Below are 18,846 nucleotides of genomic sequence, written 5' to 3'. Positions count from 1 at the left end.
TAACTAAGCTTTTTAACAATAAGTAAGGGGAATATTTACAAATAAAGGAGCGAAATAATGAGATTAAATAATTATATGAAAAATTATGCAGACCTGCTATTAAAATCAAATAGAAGTTTGTATTCTTCAGGATATAATAATTTAAATAGTAGAAGGAATTCAAATATATATGCTGAAACTTCTGGGTTTATAAAGAATGACATAGATTTTGATAGATCAAAAGAATTTTTATCTAACAGAGAATTACTTTCAAATTTAAAAAGTATTAATAGAAAAGAAATCAAACAATTAAAGGCTGTGGATAATGTTTTAACTTTTGAAAAGGGAGTGTATAATAAAATAAAAACAAAATCAGGAATAACAGCTATATTTACTGCTGGGGATGCTGGTAATGTATATATGCCCTATGATGATATTAAAGATAATTTGTCCTTATCTCCTTCAGACTCTGGAGAAGTAGCTAGAGCAGGAAGATTATTTACATATCTTGCAAGAGATAAAACAGGATATTGTGCTTATTCTTCATTCAGTAAAGAGGAGATAAAAGAAACATTAGGAAGTGTTGGTATTAAACCAGGATGGTTTGAAGTTAAAAGTGGAAGTTATTCAAATAAATTTTATATGTTAGATGATGGAGATATTTATCCAGCATATCAAATAGAAGCCGAAAGAAATGGAATCAATGATCGTGATTGGTTTGGAGATGGATATACTAAAGATTCTAAATTTATTTTAGATGGTAAGGAGTACAAATTAGATGATGAAGGCCACTTACATATACCGAAGGGTGAAGGGTGTGTCATGGAAAAACTAATAAGAATTAAATAGAAGTTCACTGAGTATATAAAAATATGCAAACAATTTGTTTTTAATTTCAATAAAAAATAATTGACATAGTAATCTTTAAGAGCTATAAACTAGAGAAGGGACTTCTCATATTGCATCTTTATGCATTGTGAGATAGCCCCTTTTAATTATGAAGTTATTGCTGTAAAGTTTCCCACTTTTTTATCTTAACATACTATATAAATCTTTAGGATTTTCTAATTTTGGTACAAGAATTTGTGGCTCTCCGATATTTTCTTCTTTAGCAATATCATACATTAATCTTAACATTGAAAAATCTTCTAAAGCAAAACCTACTGAATCGAAAATAGTGATTTCACCAGGCTTTCTATCTATAGGCTTTCCAGTTTTAATTACATTGCAAATTTCAGTTACTTTAAAGTCTTCATCCATATGTTGAATTTCTCCTTCTATACGACTTTGAGGTTCAAATTCAACGTATACATCACCCATATGAAGAACTTCTGAATCTAATTCAGTTTTTCCTGGGCAATCTCCGCCAACGCCATTTATGTGCATACCTGGTTCAACCATATCTGGTGTGATAACTATAGCATTTCTCTTGTCTGCAGTAACAGTTGTTATAATATCAACACCTTTGCACGCTTCTTTTGTGCTGTTACATTTTATTAATTTAAGATTTTTTACATTTTTTAGATTGCTCATTAATTTGTCAGTAGCAGCTGGGTCTACATCGTAGCAATAAATTTCTTCTATACCCAATATGTGATGAAAAGCAAGTGCTTGGAACTCACTTTGGCAACCATTTCCGATTAGTGCCATTTTCTTTGAATCAGGTCTAGCTAAATATTTTGCACCCATTACTGAATTAGCTGCTGTACGAAGAGCTGTTGTTAATGTTAATTCGCTTAAAAGCAACGGAAATCCAGTTGATACTTCTGCTAAAAGACCGATACCCATTACTGTTAAATAGTTATGTTTAGGATTTTCAGGATGTCCATTTACATATTTAAATGAATATTTTTCTGAATCACCTATAGGCATTAATTCAAGAACGCCTATATCGGTGTGATGTGCTGTTCTTGGCATCTTTTGAAAATCTTCCCAGCGTTTGTAATCATCCTCCATATATGGGATAAGACGTTCCATAACAGTTTCTGGACCAACAGATTTTAAATATTTCGCCATAGTAGGCAAATCAATATATTTTGTTTTTAATGTTTCCATATTTAGCACCCCGCATATAATTTTAATATTAACTATTCGGCCGAAGAATTATAAAAATATAAACAATGATAAACGTTTACAATGTGAAATTTTATTGAAAAAGTCTATCAATTACTTACAACAACAATGTACCAAGATTTAGAACTTGTGTCAACATATATCAATCTTTTTTATTGAATTCGGTAGTTAACTAGATTAAAAGTAAGAAAAATAGAAAAAACATATTGTAATATGAAATGTTTAGGTTATAAGAATAAATTTGGTAAAATACGCAACTTAACTAATAATTATGCATAAAAGTAATAATTATTCATTGAATTACTTGAAAAAACATGATATTTTTTTAACAATCTTTCTGTTGATGCGGAGTGATATATCCTTTTACCTTAAATAAAAAAAGTTCTTTACATTTTGTTTAAATAGTTACTTTTAGCACTTTAAATTTTGTGTGATTTAGTTTAATATGGAGTTCGAATATATTTTTATAAACTATTACAATAATAATTAAAATAATGAGTTAAGTTTAATTAAATAATTGGGAAAATAGTTTTTGATAAGGGAAATATTGGGATGAAAAATTATGCAAATAAAAGCCTTTTCAAAAAAATAAATTAGAAAAGTCTTATACATATTATTTAAAATTTTAGGAGGATTTTTTATGAGAAAAAAAATATGCTCGAGTTTCATAGTACTATCTTTAATTATTTCTATGGCACTAATTTATTTTTTAATGCCAGTTTTTTCAGTGAAATTTTATTCTTTTTATATTGTTTTTATAATAATTGCACTACTTTTAAGTATTAATGTAAGTTTAAAAAAAGGTAAGGAAAGTTCCAAAATATATGGCATTCCTGTTATATTAATAGGATTATTTATTATAATGTTTATAATTAGTTTACCTATATTTAGAGCTAGTAGTTATAAGAAATTATTACCAACGCCTAAATATGAGGAGTTTTCAAAGAATATAACTCCAATTGATATAAAGGAAATTCCAACAGTAAATCAAAAATATGCAGAATTATTGGCAGATAAAAAACTAGGGGAAGAAACTTCTTTAGGTAGTAAAGTGGAACTTGGTACTTTAACATTACAAAATGTGAATGGTAAGCTTTTTTATGTGGCGCCTTTAGTACATTCTGGTTTTATGAAATGGCTTTTAAATGATAGCACACCAGGATATATAACAGTATCTGCAACGGATGATAAGGATGTAAAGTTAGTAACAAAATTAAATGGTAAGGATATAAAAATAAGATATCAACCAAAGGGTTTTTTTAATGATGATTTAAAAAGACATATATACTTGAAAGGAACAATGAATAAAGGCATAACAGATTTAACTTTTGAATTAGATGATAAGGGAAATCCATATTATACAGCTACCATATATGAAAATAAGGTGGGAATGTCGGGGCAGAAAGCAGTAGGAACAGCCATAGTTAACCCAGAAACAGGAGAAGTTAAAAAATATACTGTGGAAAATACTCCTAAATGGGTAGATAGAATACAACCACAATCTTTTGTAGAGAATAATCTGAAAAAATGGGGGAAATACATTAAGGGATTCTTTAATTTTTCAGGACAAGACAAGTTAAAAACTACAGAAGGAACAGGGGTAATATATAATAATGGTAAATGTTATTATTACACAGGGTTAACTTCTGTAGGTAAGGATGAATCAAGCATAGGTTTTGCTTTAATAGATACAAGAACTCAACAGACAAGAATATTTAAAATAGCAGGAGCTACAGAAACAGCTTCTATGAAATCTGCAGAGGGTAAAGTGCAAAATTTAGGATATACATCTACTTTTCCTATATTAATAAATGTGGATAATATACCTACTTACTTTACAACTTTAAATGATAAAAATGATTTAACAAAAATGTTTGCTATGATTTCTGTAACAGACTACAATATCATAGGAACAGGAGAAAATATTACAGAATGTAAATCAAATTACATTAAAAACCTAGCAAGTAAAGGAAATTTAATAAATGTAGGTTCTACAGGAAAAGAAGAAAATGTAACAGATACTATAGAAAGAATAAATTCTTATGTGGTAGGAAATTCTACAATATACACATTTATATTAAAAGATCATAAAGATAAAATATTTAATGCTGGTGTATCTATATCTAATGAACTGCCTATAACTAAAGAAGGGGACAAAGTAAATATAAGATATGTAGATACAAAACAGGATACTATTAATATAACTAGCTTTGATAATATAGGGTTTAAACAGCAAAGTATTAAATAAAATATATTAGAAGTAATATGTGAAAAATAAATTTAAAAAGAGGATGTCTCAAAATTAAGGCTATTTTTATTTTGAGACACCCTTTTTTATTTTTAAAATATATTTTTGTTTTTTAAAAATTTACTCACTTCTAAGAGCAATAACAGGATCTTTTTTAGCTGCCATTTTTGATGGTATTGCTCCACCTATCATTGTAAGAACAATACTAGTTATAACCAATGCAATTGCATGCAATGGATTTAATTGAGCAACATTATTCAAGTCAGTAAATTTATATAAAATTGAATTTACTGGAATAGTTAATAAATATGTGATGGCAATACCTAGCCCACCTGAACAAAATCCGATGATAAAGGTTTCAGCATTAAATACTCGAGTTATATCTTTTTTTCTTGCTCCTAAAGCACGTAAAACACCTATCTCTTTGGTTCTTTCAAGTACAGAAATGTAGATAATAATACCTATCATAATCATAGAAACAACTAAAGAAATTCCAGCGAAAGCCACTAAAACAATGGTAATACCGTCCATAATATTCCCAGTCAAACTAGTAATCATAGATGCCATATCAGTGTAGACAATTTGGTCCTCTTCCTTTAGTTTTTTATTCCAATCATCAAGATAATTAGTAATATTATCTTTTGCCTCGAAATTGACAGGATAAATTGAAATAGATGTTGGAGAAGACGTAGCACCTAAAGATGCAAGTACATCATCTTTAGTTTCAACATTAGATGTAATATTGGTTGTCATGTTAGGTGCTCCATGAACTGCTGCAGTTGTTGTGCTAGTCTTTTCTGTTAGAAGATTACCATTCATAACATTATATTTTGCTTCTTTTTGTGCAAGAACAATTTTAGAGTTTTTAGCATTCTCTATAAAGTCTTGGGCTAACTGGTCTGAATAAACTATACCTGTGGATAAATTAGACACATTAGCATCTTCCTTTATACGAATGATACCGCTAATTTTTAATGTAATTGCATTTTTATTGTTATAAAGATTTTCTAAGTTTGTAGTATCTCCATTAACTGTAAAATACTTACCGGATTGAGTATAATAATCGTCATTATATATTAATTTATATTCTGTTCCTATCATAGAATTAAAATTTATATTTTTAGAATCCGCACTAAAACCTAATGCTTCAAGGATACTAGTATCAACTTGATTATATTTATCAACAACTAAAACCAATTCTTTTTCATTTTTTGGATAACTACCTGCTAATACATCATAGTATGATTTTAAATAGTCTGTTTTAAAACTATCACCTTTTGAAGGATATGTAGAGAATGCAGCGGCTGAAGTATTCATGCTTACTACTTTGCCATCTTGCTTTTTCAATATATTCATATTTACATTTCTTGTGTAAGAAATTCCATTAATTAAACTGGAATCTATTTTTTTGATGTAATCTACATATTCAGTTGAAATTGCATTAGCATGAACAGCAGCATCTTTACTTGAATCATATGGATAAATCATTGATTCATTAGGAAATTCAGTTTTTCCCTTGTCCTTGGATTTGGAAGATGGAGACATTCCAAGAGACATTGAATTCTGCTCAATACTTATTGGATAGTTGGAAAGAGAATCTTTTTCAAATTCATTTATTTGTTTATTAAATCCATTTGATAGAGATAAAACAAGGGCAACACCAATAATTCCTATACTGGATGCAAAGGCAGTAAGTGCTGTTCGCCATTTTTTAGTAACAATATTATTTCCAGATAGCTTAAGTGCTGTAAGGAAATTCATACTTGTTTTTTTAGGCTTATAATCGTTTGAGTTATTTTCTGATACAAATGGATTGGTATCGGAAACAATTTTACCATCGGAAAAACTTACAATTCTATCAGCATATTCTTCTGCTAATTCAGGATTATGAGTTACCATAATCACAAGTTTATCTTTTGCGATTTCTTTAATTAAATCCATTATTTGTTGGCTTGTTTGAGTATCTAGAGCCCCTGTTGGTTCATCAGCAAGAATAATTTCAGGATCATTTGCTAATGCACGAGCAATGGCAACACGTTGCATTTGTCCTCCAGATAATTGATTAGGCTTTTTATGTATATGATTACCTAAACCAACTTTCTCTAAAACGTAAGTGGCCTTTTGTCTTTTTTCTGATTTTGGTACCCCAGAAAGGGTCATACCCATTTCTACATTATCTACAATACTTAAATGTGGGATAAGATTATAACTTTGAAAGATAAATCCTACACTATTATTACGATATGTATCCCAATCAGATTCACCAAATTTTTTGGTGGATAAGCCATTAATAATCATATTTCCTGAATCATATTGGTCTAAGCCTCCAAGCATATTTAATAAAGTTGTTTTACCTGAACCGCTTGGACCTAAAATAGAAACAAATTCACTTTGTCTAAAGTCAATACTAACACCATCAAGTGCAGTTTGTTTAAATTCTCCTGTTGTATAAACTTTTTTTAAATCTTTTATTTGTAACATGTTTAATCTCCTTTCAATTTACTTTCATAGTATATATAAAGTTTTTAAACTGAATGTAAACTGGTGAGTTTATCCGATGACTACCCGCTCTAATACTCCCATCTTCTTCAAAGTGGGAGTAAAGAGCGGATACGTCCCTGGATAACGATTTCCCCTAAAGGATAACGACTTCTAAGGAGTAAAACTCCTAAGAATTCTGTTAATAAGCTTCAGAGGGAGTAAAAACTCCTTCTGAAGCCAAGAACTCTGTTTATATGCAGTTTATATTTATTTGATAAAGTTTTTAAGAAGAATAAAAATGTGTTATAATTTACAACCTATTAAAAAGGAGGCCTAGATAATGTTTAAAGTATTAGTAGTAGAAGATGACCCAGCTTTGCGCAAACTTTTTTGTACAGTACTTAATAAAAATGGATATAAATCCATTGAAGCTAAAGATGGAGACAGTGCATTAGATATATTATATAAAGAGTACATAGACTTAATTATTTCAGATATAATGATGCCGAATATGGATGGCTATACCCTCACAAAATTAATAAGAGAGTCAAATAATAATGTGCCTATATTAATGATTACTGCAAAAGAAACATTTTCTGATAAACAAGAAGGTTTTAGAGTAGGTACGGACGATTATATGGTGAAACCTATTGATGTAAATGAAATGATTTTACGTGTAGGTGCTTTGCTTAGACGATCCCAAATAATCAATGAACGAAGAATTGTAATAGGTGAAACAATATTCTTATATGACTTTCTAAGTGCTAAATATAATAATAAGGAGCTAGTATTACCCCAAAAAGAGTTTTATTTAATTTATAAACTTGTATCCACACCTAATAAGATTTTTACACGACAACAATTAATGGATGAAATATGGGGCATAGAATCTGAAACAGATCCAAGGACAGTTGATGTTCATATAAATAGATTACGAGATCGGTTTAAAGACAATAAAGACTTCAATATTATTACAATTAGAGGATTAGGTTATAAGGTGGTTAAACAGTGATGAATAATAAAATATCCGTTAAAATGGTAGTTGCTTTTTCTTTAATAGTTTTTTTTATTGTTACTTCGGCTGTTGTTATTAGTGGCTTAGTAGTGGTATTTCTTTCTCGTTTTAATGTATTTACTCAACCTAATCCTTTAATTTTATTAGGTTGGTTAGGTATTATCAGTATAATGGTAAGCACAGCCATTGCTCAAATTATAGGAAAAAAAGTACTATCCCCGATTTCTGATCTTAACAAAGCAACTAAAGAAGTTGCTAAGGGAAATTTTAATACTAGACTTTCAGAAAATAGCTGGACAGATGAAATAAGAGAAATGGCACATAGCTTTAATATAATGACTCATGAACTAGGTAATATTGAAACCTTAAGAGATGATTTCATTAGCAATGTTTCTCATGAATTTAAGACTCCTATTTCAGCTATTGAAGGCTATGCTACATTGCTACAAGATGATGAATTATCTGATGAAGAACGTAAGGAATATATTCATAAAATACTTATAAGTACAAAAAGATTATCTTCTCTTTCAGGGAATATTTTACAAATAACAGAACTTGAAAATCAAAAGATTTTACCTTTAGAACAAAAATATTGTTTAGATGAACAAATCAGACAAACTATTTTATTATTTGAATATCAGTGGACAAAAAAAAATATAACTTTAGATATTAATTTAGACAATATTACTTACATTGGAAGCAAAGAATTGTTAGCTCAAGTATGGCAAAATATTTTAGGGAATGCCATTAAATTTTCCCATCAGAATGGAACAATACAGGTAACATTAACACAAACAAATAAGGAAGTTTTAATTAAAATAAAAGATAATGGTATAGGCATGTCTGAGGAGGTTAAGGACCGAGTATTTGAAAAGTTTTATCAGGGAGATAGTTCACATTATTCAGAGGGGAATGGATTAGGTTTAGCACTTGTGAAAAGAATTATAGATATATGTGAAGGAACTATAGAAATCTCAAGCCATGAAGGAGTAGGTACAGACTTTATTGTCAAGCTTCCTAAGTAGAATATTTTATTAAAATAAAAATCATTAATAGCATATATATTGTTAACCTAAATAAAAAAATAATAAACCATTTTCTACAGATTTATAATGAAGCAAGAGTAAGATAGTTTTTAATATTTTTTAAAATTAGGTATTGATAATTTTTAACGTGTCTATTTTATTTTTCAAATATTACCCTTTGTCATAAGAAACTCCAGTAAGATAATCAATCTAATCTGTAAATTATCTAAGGATGTATTAATTAAAATAAAATTAATTTTAAGGAATTAAATTTTAAAAAAATGAGAATCATAAGAATAAATGTTAAATATAAAATGAATATTTATGAAAGATTTTAAATAAGGATACTAGGAATTATAGTTGTAGTAAAAGCCTTAGAAAAAATATTTTTAGTTTGGAGGTACTTTGAATGAATAAAGAAGTAAATATTGATTGGGGAAATCTGGGGTTTAATTATATAAATACAGATTTACGTTATACATCAAGATGGAAAGATGGAAAATGGGATGAAGGTCAATTAGTTGAAGATAATATGATTAGTATAAATGAATCTTCAACTGCTCTTCATTATGGGCAACAATGCTTTGAAGGATTAAAAGCTTATCGTACAAAAGATAATAAAATTCAACTTTTTAGACCAGATAGAAATGCAGAACGTATGCAAGATAGTTGTAAACGTATTTTAATGCCAGAAGTTCCAACTGAAAAATTTATAGACGCATGTATTAAAGTTGTTAAAGCAAATGAGCATTATGTGCCACCTTATGGTAGTGGAGCAACGTTGTATCTTAGACCTTTTGTAATAGGTGTTGGAGATAATATTGGTGTTAAGCCGGCAGCTGAATATATATTTTCTATATTCTGTATACCAGTAGGACCTTATTTTAAAGGTGGTATGGTGCCAGTAAACTTTACAGTATCAGATTATGATAGAGCAGCTCCATACGGAACCGGTGCAGTAAAGGTTGGTGGTAACTATGCTGGAAGTCTTTATCCACATGAATTAGCTGTGAAAAAAGGATTTGCAGATTGTATTTATCTCGATCCAGCTACTCACACCAAAATAGAAGAGGTTGGAGCAGCTAACTTTTTTGGAATAACAAAGGATAATAAATTTATTACCCCAAAATCTCCATCAATTCTTCCAAGTATAACTAAGTATTCCCTTCTTCATATTGCAAAAGAATATTTAAAGATGGAAGTTGAAGAAAGAGATGTTTTAATTGATAATTTAGATGAATTTAAAGAAGCTGGTGCTTGTGGAACTGCTGCAGTAATAACTCCAATTGGTGGAATAGAATATAAAGGAAAATTACATGTATTCCACAGTGAAACAGAAGTAGGACCTATAACCAAAAAACTTTACGATACACTTTATGGAATTCAATTTGGAGAGGTAGAGTCTCCACAAGGATGGATTGTAGAAGTTAAATAATAGGTTACAGAATTCCATAATTATAATTATTAATTTTGAATCTAATGTAATAATCATATCTGAGCCATCATTTATTAATAAGTTTACTTTTCTTATGGTAAATTTATTACAGCAAAGTGATGGCTTAGCTATTTCTATAATTAATTGTTATTATCCATGTAAAGCTTGCTTGACATGGGTTAAGAAATATACTAAAATAAAAATGTAAAGCGAGATTGACATTAGGAGGAAAATAAATGTGAAAAATAAGTTAGAAGAAATAAGAAAAGAACGAGGAATTAAACAGGAAGAGCTAGCAGATATTTTAGAGGTATCTCGTCAAACTATTAGTTCCTTGGAGAATGGGAGATATAATCCATCTATTATTTTAGCCTTCAAAATTGCAAGGTATTTTAATAAAAATATTGAAGATATATTTATTTATGAGGAGGAATAAATATGAAAAAGGAAAGATTAATATTTAGCATAAACAGTGTATTAGGAATTATTTTAATATTACTAGGAGTATCTGTATTTAAGAGTTCCGATCAAGGTACAATTAGAAAATTATGTTTGGCTATTGGTAGTGTATGTACTGCTTTTGGAATAGGTTCATTAATCCAAGAATTAATAGTTTCTACAGTTGAATGTGATGAAATAAAAAAGAAAAAAGATATTGAAGTAAAGGATGAACGTAATACTCAAATTAGAGAAAAATCCGCATACAGGGTATCTTACATTATGAATTATTTGCTTTGGTCCTATACGATTTTTTTAGGTGTTATGAAAGCTAAGTTGATTTTTATTATTCCTGCAGTAGCCTTAATTGTAATTCAGCTAATTCTTTTAATTTATTACTCCAATTATTATTCAAAAACAATGTAATAAGATAAATATAATATTTTATATATTGTATTTTGTTTATGTTTTATTAAATAGGAAAATTTAAATTGTAAATTAGGAATAGATATAAAAATTTTAAATTTTATTGTTAACCTAAATAAAAAATAAGTTGACGATGGTTTGTTCTTATAATATACTATTAATAATAAATTTTGAATACGAAATATAGTCTACACATTTAAATAGTATTTATAGGAGTGATATAAAATATGGCAAAAAAATTAGAAGTAAGAGATATGATATATTCAGCATTATTTGCAACTATTATAGGAGTTTCAAGTTACATTATTATTCCATTGCCCATAAGTCCAGTACCCATAACAGCTCAAAGTTTAGCAGTTATGTTAGCAGGATGTGTTTTAACTCCAATTCAAGCAGTTCTTAGTATGGTAACTTTTTTATTAATGGGAATTATAGGTATTCCAGTTTTTTCTGGAGGAAGATCAGGAATTGGTATTATTGTAGGGAAAACTGGAGGATATTTAATTGGATTTTTAATTGGAGCTATCATAATAAGTCTTTTAGTACGTAAAAATAAATCCTTATTTAATATGTTAATAGCTTGTTTTATTGGAGGAATTGTAGTAGTACATATTTTAGGTTCAGCATGGCTTGGAGAAGTTACTTCTATAGGAATAAAAAAAGCTTTTTTATTAGGGTCAGCACCTTTTATACCTGGGGATTTAATAAAAGCTGTTGTAGCAGTTTTTATTGGAAGGAAACTAAGTAAATCAATGAAAAGAATTGGAATACAATAAAGGCAATGAAAAAAACATAAAAAATATATAAAAATGTAAAGCTGCAAGAGTAGCTTTAAAAATTGAATACAATATAATTCTATAAGCTATTAAGTGCTGTGTATACTTAGTAGTTTTTTTATTGTAAAATATAAAACTCTATGGATTTATTAATAACATAATTATTAAGTTATAATATAATAATTTTATAGGGAATATAATGATTTAATAGATAATATATTTAGAGGTGTTTAATTTGGATAGATTCAGTTTTTTAAAAATAGAATGGCCTGAAATATATCAAGCTATATGTAATGCAGAAGAAAAATCAAAGAAAGATTCTAATACAACATTAATTAAATTAGCACAGACAGTAGAACTAATAACAAAATACATATTAAAGGAAAATCATATTGAAGCAAATACTGAATTATTGGATTCAATAAATTTATTAAAAGATTGTAACAAATTAAATTCTTATATGGTAGATTTATTTTATAAAATAATAGTTGTTTCCAATAAAGCTATTTATGAGGACTATTCTGATCAAATTATAGCGAAGTCATTTTTAGATAAAATGTTTGAAATATTGGTATGGTTTGCAATAGAGTATGGAAAAAGGGACTATAGAAAAGTTGATTTAAGTAATATGATACCAAAAGATAAGGATATGTTTAATAAATATATTAAAAGTAAATCATATAATGATACAGAAAAAAATATTGAAAATGAAACCATTATAAAACCATTTACTATAAACAATGAAGAATTTTTTAAAGAAGAAAATAACACTGATGTTAATAGATATGAGCAGGATGTATTTGAAACAAAGGAAGAGTTTTATAAAAGAATAAAGGACCATGAGATATTTAGTTTAGGTAGAATATTTATAGAAGAGTCTAATATTAATGAGACAGATAAGGTTGTTGCATTTCCATTTTCTATATATAAATCAATTCAAATTAAAATACCAATTATAGATATGTTATATATAGAAAAAGCTGAGTTTGAAAATTTATCCATTGAAGAAGAGAAGTATACTGTATTTTCAAAATTAGATATTATAGATGATAAAATTTGCATTGATATTAACAATATTTATATTGAAGTGAATAATAATAAATGCAAAGTTCATGCTGTAGTATTAGATATATCCTACTACGAAAGTTATGAAAAATATAGAAATATTATTTATTCTAAAAAACCTATTCCAATAGGGATGATTAAACTTAATAAAAATAAGTATGATATTAATAAAAACGAAATGCCTATTACAATCAACTATTATGATTGGATAAAAGAATATATTTTAAATACTAAGGCATATATAGAAATTGATAGATATGAGGCAAAAACTTTATGTAAAGAAAATTTATATTATATTTTAAATGGAAGATTAGACATTTTTAATAAAAAACTTTTAATAAGAGATTATTACATTCAATCCAAAAGTTTAGATAAAAATTTCAAAATAAAGCTTTATAATTCAGATCCAATGAATAAATTAAGGTGTTTAGTAGATAAAGAAGAAATATTTGCTATGAATAGTATAGGTGAAATGTATTATAAGGAACAGAACTATAAAGAAGCAATGCATTGGTATAAAAAAGCATCAGATAAAGGTAATTCTACTTCTATGAACAATATAGGTTTCATGTACTATAAGGGAAAAGGAGTAGAACAAGATTATAAAAAGGCAATGGAGTGGTATAGCAAAGCATCACAGGCAGGGAATTTTACTGCTATGGGTAATATAGGATTTATGTATTATAATGGACAGGGAGTAAAACAAGATTATAAAGAAGCGATGTATTGGTATAAAAAATCCTATAAAGAAGGTAACTCTGGAGTTATGAGGAATATAGGAAGTATGTATTATGAGGGAAAAGGAGTAATAAAGGACTATAAAAAAGCAATGCAATGTTATAAAAAAGCATCACAGATAGATAATTTTAATTTTATAAAAAATATTAGTGATATGTATTATGAGCAAAGAGAGAGGAAATGAAAATTAGAGCAAGTATATTTTTATTATTTTGTAATTGTAGAAATATATATAATAAAATTATACTTTCTTTTAACCTAGATAAAATTTTAAAGATTTAAGTATATATGTTTTAAATTAAGTAAGAAAATTAAATAGATTATGGATAGGTTACTAAGTATTTTATTCTTAGTAACCTATATTTTTATCCCATGGCTATCTGCTGTGATACTCCTATTTCTTTAAAAATGGAATATAATATAGTTTGAGTTCCTAAATAGGTTTCATAGCAATCTGAGGAAATCATTATTTGAGGACATTTCTATAATAGTTTTTAATTTATAATAACAAATAAACACTATTAAATCCTTTATAAGTAAGTTTAAAAAGAATTCTTATTTAGTACAATTTATATAAGATAATATTGTATTTAGTTGTCTTTGTGAATATAATTAGTATTAAATTAAAATATAAATTACGGAATAGGAGGATAAAAATGGGGAAAATAAAACAAACTAAATATAATATCAATGGTAAGACAATTATTATAAGAAATGCAGAAGTACAAGATGCTGAGCAGTTGATTAATGTTATTAAAAAAGTAAATCAAGAAACAGACTTTTTGTTAAAAGATCCGGATGAATTTTGCTTAACTATTAAAGAAGAGAAAGAATTTATTCAAAGTCAAATAGATTCACAAGTAGATTTATTAATTGTACCAGAAGTTGATGGGAAAATAGTTGGAGTATGCAGCTTGAATGGAAATACCAACAAAAAAATAAGACATTCTGCTCAATTTGGACTAGCAGTTGAGAAAGAATATTGTGGAATGGGTATAGGTAAAAATTTAATGAAATCAGGAATTGAATGGGCAAAAGAAAATGGTATATTCCGAATTACACTTGAAGTTGATATAAATAATTATAGAGCAATAAGCTTATATCTAAAATTGGGTTTTGAAATAGAAGGTACATTAAGAAATGACAAAATGCTATCAGATGGTTCTTATACAAGTGGTTATGTAATGGCATTGCTATTATAATAATTAAAATTTCGGCCAAAGTGTTATATATAATGGTTTTGAGGTGAAAAAATCAAACTAGAAAGTGGACAAAGTAGAATAGTTAAAAGTAAACATTTAGGATACGGATTATTAGGTACTGGAAAAACTACTGCAGGTATATATAGGTATTTATTTTAAAAATCAATATTGTATGATTGTAGGATAATTTATTAGAAAAAGTGCTAAAATTCCAGAGATTATTTATATAACCTTTAAGAAATTCTAGTGGATATTTTTCAAGGAAGAGAAGAAACTTTCAACTATAAAAATTAAAAATCCCAAATCAAGAAGATTTTTGTTTATCTCCTGTTACAATTAAGTGGTAAATAAAAGGTGCTTTAATAAAATTCAATTTTAGATAGGTGGGAATATATTATGACAAAAACATATTTTAATCCAGGCTGTGCTTTAAGTATATATAAGCCTGAAGTAGAACATAAAATTTTAAAGTTTTTGAATGAAAACTACGGGGAAGTTACACTGCACAAAATATGCTGTCATCATAATCCGCAACTTGAGGCAGGCTCATTGATTATCAATGTATGTGCTGGATGTGACAGGCGTTTTAGAAGCTTATACGAGGGTATATCAACAATTTCTTTATGGGAAGTACTTGATGGATTGGATGCATTTCAATATCCTGACTATAAAGGCTTGAAGTTGTCGGTACACGATGCCTGTCCTGTGCGTGAAAAGCCACAGGTGCATAAGGCTGTACGCAATTTGCTTAAAAAGATGAACATTGATGTTGTAGAAACAAAGTTTTCTGGTACGAATTCAATATGCTGCGGAGATGATTTTTATCCTAAGCTCCCGATTGAAAAAGTTCACCAAAAAATGAAGGAACGAGCAGACTCCATGCCTTGCAACGAGGTTTGTGTATATTGTGTTTCCTGTATCAAATCGATGTATATTGGCGGCAAAACACCTAGACATTTGATTGATCTTCTAATGGGGCAAACAACTGAGCCACAGATATGGGATACAGTGAAGTGGCACGAACAATTACAAGACTATATTGATAAGCATTAAGGTATAATTTATTATAGACTATTAATTATAATTAGTAGTCTATTTTTTCGTTGAAAAATAAAATATTACATATAAAAGAGTGTTAAGATATATTTATAAACTATATATCAATAGTAACATATTATAAACTAAAAATTATTTATATTAGTGACTATAAATAAAGAGAGGTTTTATTATGAAAGTAATTGATTTAACACATACCATTTCAAAAAATATGCCAGTTTATCCAGGCACAGAAAAACCAAAATTAGAAGTTAAAAGTACATATGATAAAGACGGTTTTAAAGAAACTTTATTAACTATGTTTTCGCATACAGGAACTCATATGGATTCACCTGCACATTTATTTCCTGAAAGAACAAATTTAGATTCATTTTTACCAGAACAATTTATAGGAAAAGGATTGGTTATTGACTGTAGTGATTTAAAAGAAGGTGAAAAAATTGACATGAAATATATTGACTGTGTAAAAGAAAAAGCTAATAAGGCAGATTTTATTTTGTTTCATACTGGTTGGGATAGGTATTGGAGGACAGATTTTTATTTTAAAGATTATCCTTGTATTACAGAAGAGGTTGCCCAATACTTAATATATAATAAAAAAAAGGGCGTTGGAGTAGATGTTATAGGTATTGATCCTATTTCAGATGAAAATTTAACTATTCATCGAAAGCTTTTTTTAAAAACTGATATAGTTGTTATTGAAAATCTCACTAGATTAGGGGAAGTTGGAAATGAGTTATTTACATTTTGTGCCCTTCCAATAAAATATGAAAATTCTGATGGAGCACCTATTCGTGCGATAGCTATTTTACAGGATTAGTTGCTATAATAATTAAAGTAATATAATGGAGATAATATTTTCCACGGTAGTTTATTTTATGAAGTATTTAAAAATAATATAATTAAGTTATAACATGCCAACAAATCCTTTATAAGTAAGTTTAAAAAGAATTGTTATTTGGTATAATGTATATAAGCGTAATTACTAATTATTAACCTTAATTGATAATTAAGTATTGAGAATTAAACATATGTTAAGGAGGTGATAATATGGAGTTTGATATTTATACATTAGTAGAAAATGATGAAATAGAGTGTAAAGAGGCTTTAGGTGGATTACCTAAAGATTTATGGGAGACTTATTCAGCTTTCGCCAATTCTAATGGAGGAACACTTTTTTTAGGAATAAAAGAAAAGTCAGCCAAATTCTTTTTTACAGGAGTTAAGGATGAAGAGAACATAATTAAAGATTTATGGGACAATTTAAATAATCCTAAAAAGGTAAGTGCAAACATATTAAGTAATAATTCAATAGAGATTCTTACTATTGAAGGGGTTAAGGTAATAAAGATAAATGTACCTAAGGCTGATAGAAAGGCGAGACCTGTATATATAGGAGAAAATCCCTTTAATGAAAGCAAACATTCAGGTACATTTAGAAGAAACTATTCTGGAGACTATAAATGTTCAAAAGAAGAGATAAAAAGAATGATTGCAGATCAATTAGATGAATCACAAGATAGTTTAATATTAGAGGATTTTGATATAGATGATTTAAATCAAGATACTATAGATGGTTTTAGAAATAGGTTAAGGGCCTTAAAACCATATCATCCATGGATAGCTTTAGATGATAAAACATTTTTATACAAATTAGGTGCCTATGATAAAGATAGAAAATTAGGCAAAGAAGGAATAACAGCAGCAGGTCTTTTAATGTTCGGAGAAGAAAGATCAATAACAGATGAATTTCCTAATTATTTTTTAGATTATAGAGAGAAAATATCAGAGGAAGTAAGATGGGATTACAGACTTATATCATCAGATGGAACCTGGAGTGGAAATATCTTTGATTTCTATTTTAGGATTATAAATAAAATAACTGATAATTTAAATGTACCATTTAGAACCAGCAATGGAATAAGACAAGAGGATACAAGAGTACATGAGGCAGTAAGGGAAGCGGTTGCCAATGCATTAATACATGCTGACTATAGGTTACCAAGAGGTATAGTTATTGAAAAAGGAAAAACATACTTTAAAGTTAGTAATCCAGGGAATTTAAGAATAACAAGGGAAGAAGCTTTAAAGGGTGGAATAAGTGATCCAAGAAATCAAAATATTTTTAAGATGTTCAACTTGTTAGGTATAGGAGAGAGAGCAGGTTCAGGACTTGAAAATATACAACTAGCTTGGAAAGAACAACAATGGATAGCACCAGATTTAGAGGAAAGTTACGGGCCTGATAGAATAATATTGACTTTAAGAACTGTATTAATGTTGCCAAAAGAAAGTGTAGATTTGCTTAAAGCAATATTAAAAGAAGAGTATATTAAATTAAGTAAAGATGAAGTAATGGCCCTAGTAACAGCAGCTCAAGAGGAGTATGTTACTAATAATAGACTACAACAACTACTTGATACTCATGCAATAAATAGCAACAAGATATTATCAACTTTAGTAGATAAAGGTTATTTAAAGGCTGATGGAATAGGGAGAGGAACTAAATATTATTTAAGTGAAATTTTTAATAATAATTATTTACTCTGGAATGAGAATGATAAAAATCAAAATAATGATAAAAGATTTAGTAATGAAGAAAAGTTAATAATTAATTACATTAATAATAATAAATTTATAACTAACTTAATAGCAAGAAATGAACTTGGATTTTCAAAAACAACAGCAAGCAGATTATTTAATAGATTAATAAAAAAAGGTGTAATAGTTAGGATTGGATCAGGCTCTAAAATTAAATATATTATTAATGAAAGTTAATAATATATTTAAATGGAACGATGGAACGGTAAAATGGAACGATGGAACGGTAAAATGGAACGATGGAACGGTAAAATGGAACGATAAAACCAATGAGCAATGTATAAAGAA

15 protein-coding genes are annotated in these 18,846 nt (G+C 28.0%); 13 read left to right on the top strand and 2 right to left on the bottom strand.

The features are described 5' to 3' along the window. The first annotated feature begins 57 nt into the window (after positions 1–57). The gene (locus ACYUEW_RS17595; RefSeq protein WP_265203115.1) at positions 58–828 is read left to right on the top strand and encodes a hypothetical protein; all 771 of its coding nucleotides are present in this window, start codon (positions 58–60) and stop codon (positions 826–828) included. Positions 829–1,008: 180 nt separating this feature from the next. On the opposite strand, the gene ACYUEW_RS17590 is transcribed toward ACYUEW_RS17595, so the two are convergent. Beyond that, positions 1,009–2,034 carry an ornithine cyclodeaminase gene (locus ACYUEW_RS17590; RefSeq protein ID WP_460277544.1) on the bottom strand — a complete coding sequence of 342 codons (1,026 nt, stop codon included), beginning with the start codon at positions 2,032–2,034 and terminating at the stop codon, positions 1,009–1,011. A 658-nt stretch (positions 2,035–2,692) separates the two neighbouring features. On the opposite strand from ACYUEW_RS17590, the gene ACYUEW_RS17585 reads away from it, so the two are divergent. Continuing rightward, on the top strand, positions 2,693–4,300 hold the full coding sequence (locus ACYUEW_RS17585; protein WP_460277542.1) for a cell shape-determining protein: 1,608 nt from the start codon (positions 2,693–2,695) through the stop codon (positions 4,298–4,300). Between the two features lie 120 nt (positions 4,301–4,420). On the opposite strand, the gene ACYUEW_RS17580 is transcribed toward ACYUEW_RS17585, so the two are convergent. Beyond that, positions 4,421–6,781 (bottom strand): ABC transporter ATP-binding protein/permease, encoded by a 2,361-nt coding sequence (locus ACYUEW_RS17580; RefSeq protein WP_460277540.1) that lies wholly within the window; start codon positions 6,779–6,781, stop codon positions 4,421–4,423. A gap of 340 nt (positions 6,782–7,121) precedes the next feature. On the opposite strand from ACYUEW_RS17580, the gene ACYUEW_RS17575 reads away from it, so the two are divergent. The 11 genes from ACYUEW_RS17575 (at position 7,122) to ACYUEW_RS17525 (ending at position 18,735) form a co-directional block, all read left to right on the top strand. Continuing rightward, positions 7,122–7,793, top strand: coding sequence for a response regulator transcription factor (locus ACYUEW_RS17575; protein ID WP_265203111.1), 672 nt, complete (start codon positions 7,122–7,124; stop codon positions 7,791–7,793). After that, positions 7,793–8,821 carry a sensor histidine kinase gene (locus tag ACYUEW_RS17570; RefSeq protein ID WP_003489150.1) on the top strand — a complete coding sequence of 343 codons (1,029 nt, stop codon included), beginning with the start codon at positions 7,793–7,795 and terminating at the stop codon, positions 8,819–8,821. Before ACYUEW_RS17575 ends, ACYUEW_RS17570 begins: the two co-directional genes overlap by 1 nt. Before the next feature lie 409 nt (positions 8,822–9,230). Next, positions 9,231–10,256: a branched-chain amino acid aminotransferase gene (locus tag ACYUEW_RS17565; protein ID WP_003489151.1), complete on the top strand. Its 1,026-nt coding sequence runs from the start codon at positions 9,231–9,233 to the stop codon at positions 10,254–10,256. A gap of 238 nt (positions 10,257–10,494) precedes the next feature. Next, the gene (locus tag ACYUEW_RS17560) at positions 10,495–10,692 is read left to right on the top strand and encodes a helix-turn-helix transcriptional regulator (RefSeq protein ID WP_003489153.1); all 198 of its coding nucleotides are present in this window, start codon (positions 10,495–10,497) and stop codon (positions 10,690–10,692) included. Between the two features lie 2 nt (positions 10,693–10,694). Next, positions 10,695–11,120, top strand: coding sequence for a hypothetical protein (locus ACYUEW_RS17555; RefSeq protein WP_003489155.1), 426 nt, complete (start codon positions 10,695–10,697; stop codon positions 11,118–11,120). 227 nt (positions 11,121–11,347) lie between these two features. Next, on the top strand, positions 11,348–11,896 hold the full coding sequence (locus ACYUEW_RS17550) for a biotin transporter BioY (RefSeq protein WP_003489157.1): 549 nt from the start codon (positions 11,348–11,350) through the stop codon (positions 11,894–11,896). Positions 11,897–12,131: 235 nt separating this feature from the next. Continuing rightward, complete coding sequence (locus tag ACYUEW_RS17545) at positions 12,132–13,883, top strand: tetratricopeptide repeat protein (protein ID WP_460277536.1); 1,752 nt, start codon at positions 12,132–12,134, stop codon at positions 13,881–13,883. A 472-nt stretch (positions 13,884–14,355) separates the two neighbouring features. After that, entirely contained in the window at positions 14,356–14,901 is a 546-nt protein-coding gene (locus ACYUEW_RS17540) for a GNAT family N-acetyltransferase (RefSeq protein ID WP_265203602.1), read from the top strand. A gap of 396 nt (positions 14,902–15,297) precedes the next feature. Beyond that, positions 15,298–15,954 carry a (Fe-S)-binding protein gene (locus ACYUEW_RS17535; RefSeq protein ID WP_265203603.1) on the top strand — a complete coding sequence of 219 codons (657 nt, stop codon included), beginning with the start codon at positions 15,298–15,300 and terminating at the stop codon, positions 15,952–15,954. Between the two features lie 175 nt (positions 15,955–16,129). Beyond that, complete coding sequence (locus tag ACYUEW_RS17530; protein ID WP_265227255.1) at positions 16,130–16,777, top strand: cyclase family protein; 648 nt, start codon at positions 16,130–16,132, stop codon at positions 16,775–16,777. A gap of 230 nt (positions 16,778–17,007) precedes the next feature. After that, on the top strand, positions 17,008–18,735 hold the full coding sequence (locus ACYUEW_RS17525) for an RNA-binding domain-containing protein (protein ID WP_460277533.1): 1,728 nt from the start codon (positions 17,008–17,010) through the stop codon (positions 18,733–18,735). Positions 18,736–18,846: the final 111 nt, after the last annotated feature.

The sequence above is a fragment of the Clostridium sp. CTA-1 genome (assembly GCF_054768215.1).
Note: the sequence above shows the minus strand (reverse complement) of the source record. Positions and strands in the feature narration are given on the sequence as shown.

Bases quoted from the DNA above. Each gene is read 5' to 3' on its own strand.
- ACYUEW_RS17595 (WP_265203115.1), top strand. From the start codon at position 58: ATGAGATTAAATAATTATATGAAAAATTATGCAGACCTGCTATTAAAA.
- ACYUEW_RS17570 (WP_003489150.1), top strand. From the start codon at position 7,793: ATGAATAATAAAATATCCGTTAAAATGGTAGTTGCTTTTTCTTTAATA.
- ACYUEW_RS17555 (WP_003489155.1), top strand. From the start codon at position 10,695: ATGAAAAAGGAAAGATTAATATTTAGCATAAACAGTGTATTAGGAATT.
- ACYUEW_RS17530 (WP_265227255.1), top strand. From the start codon at position 16,130: ATGAAAGTAATTGATTTAACACATACCATTTCAAAAAATATGCCAGTT.
- ACYUEW_RS17525 (WP_460277533.1), top strand. From the start codon at position 17,008: ATGGAGTTTGATATTTATACATTAGTAGAAAATGATGAAATAGAGTGT.
- ACYUEW_RS17580 (WP_460277540.1), bottom strand. From the start codon at position 6,781: ATGTTACAAATAAAAGATTTAAAAAAAGTTTATACAACAGGAGAATTT.
- ACYUEW_RS17550 (WP_003489157.1), top strand. From the start codon at position 11,348: ATGGCAAAAAAATTAGAAGTAAGAGATATGATATATTCAGCATTATTT.
- ACYUEW_RS17565 (WP_003489151.1), top strand. From the start codon at position 9,231: ATGAATAAAGAAGTAAATATTGATTGGGGAAATCTGGGGTTTAATTAT.
- ACYUEW_RS17585 (WP_460277542.1), top strand. From the start codon at position 2,693: ATGAGAAAAAAAATATGCTCGAGTTTCATAGTACTATCTTTAATTATT.
- ACYUEW_RS17535 (WP_265203603.1), top strand. From the start codon at position 15,298: ATGACAAAAACATATTTTAATCCAGGCTGTGCTTTAAGTATATATAAG.
- ACYUEW_RS17540 (WP_265203602.1), top strand. From the start codon at position 14,356: ATGGGGAAAATAAAACAAACTAAATATAATATCAATGGTAAGACAATT.
- ACYUEW_RS17575 (WP_265203111.1), top strand. From the start codon at position 7,122: ATGTTTAAAGTATTAGTAGTAGAAGATGACCCAGCTTTGCGCAAACTT.
- ACYUEW_RS17590 (WP_460277544.1), bottom strand. From the start codon at position 2,034: ATGGAAACATTAAAAACAAAATATATTGATTTGCCTACTATGGCGAAA.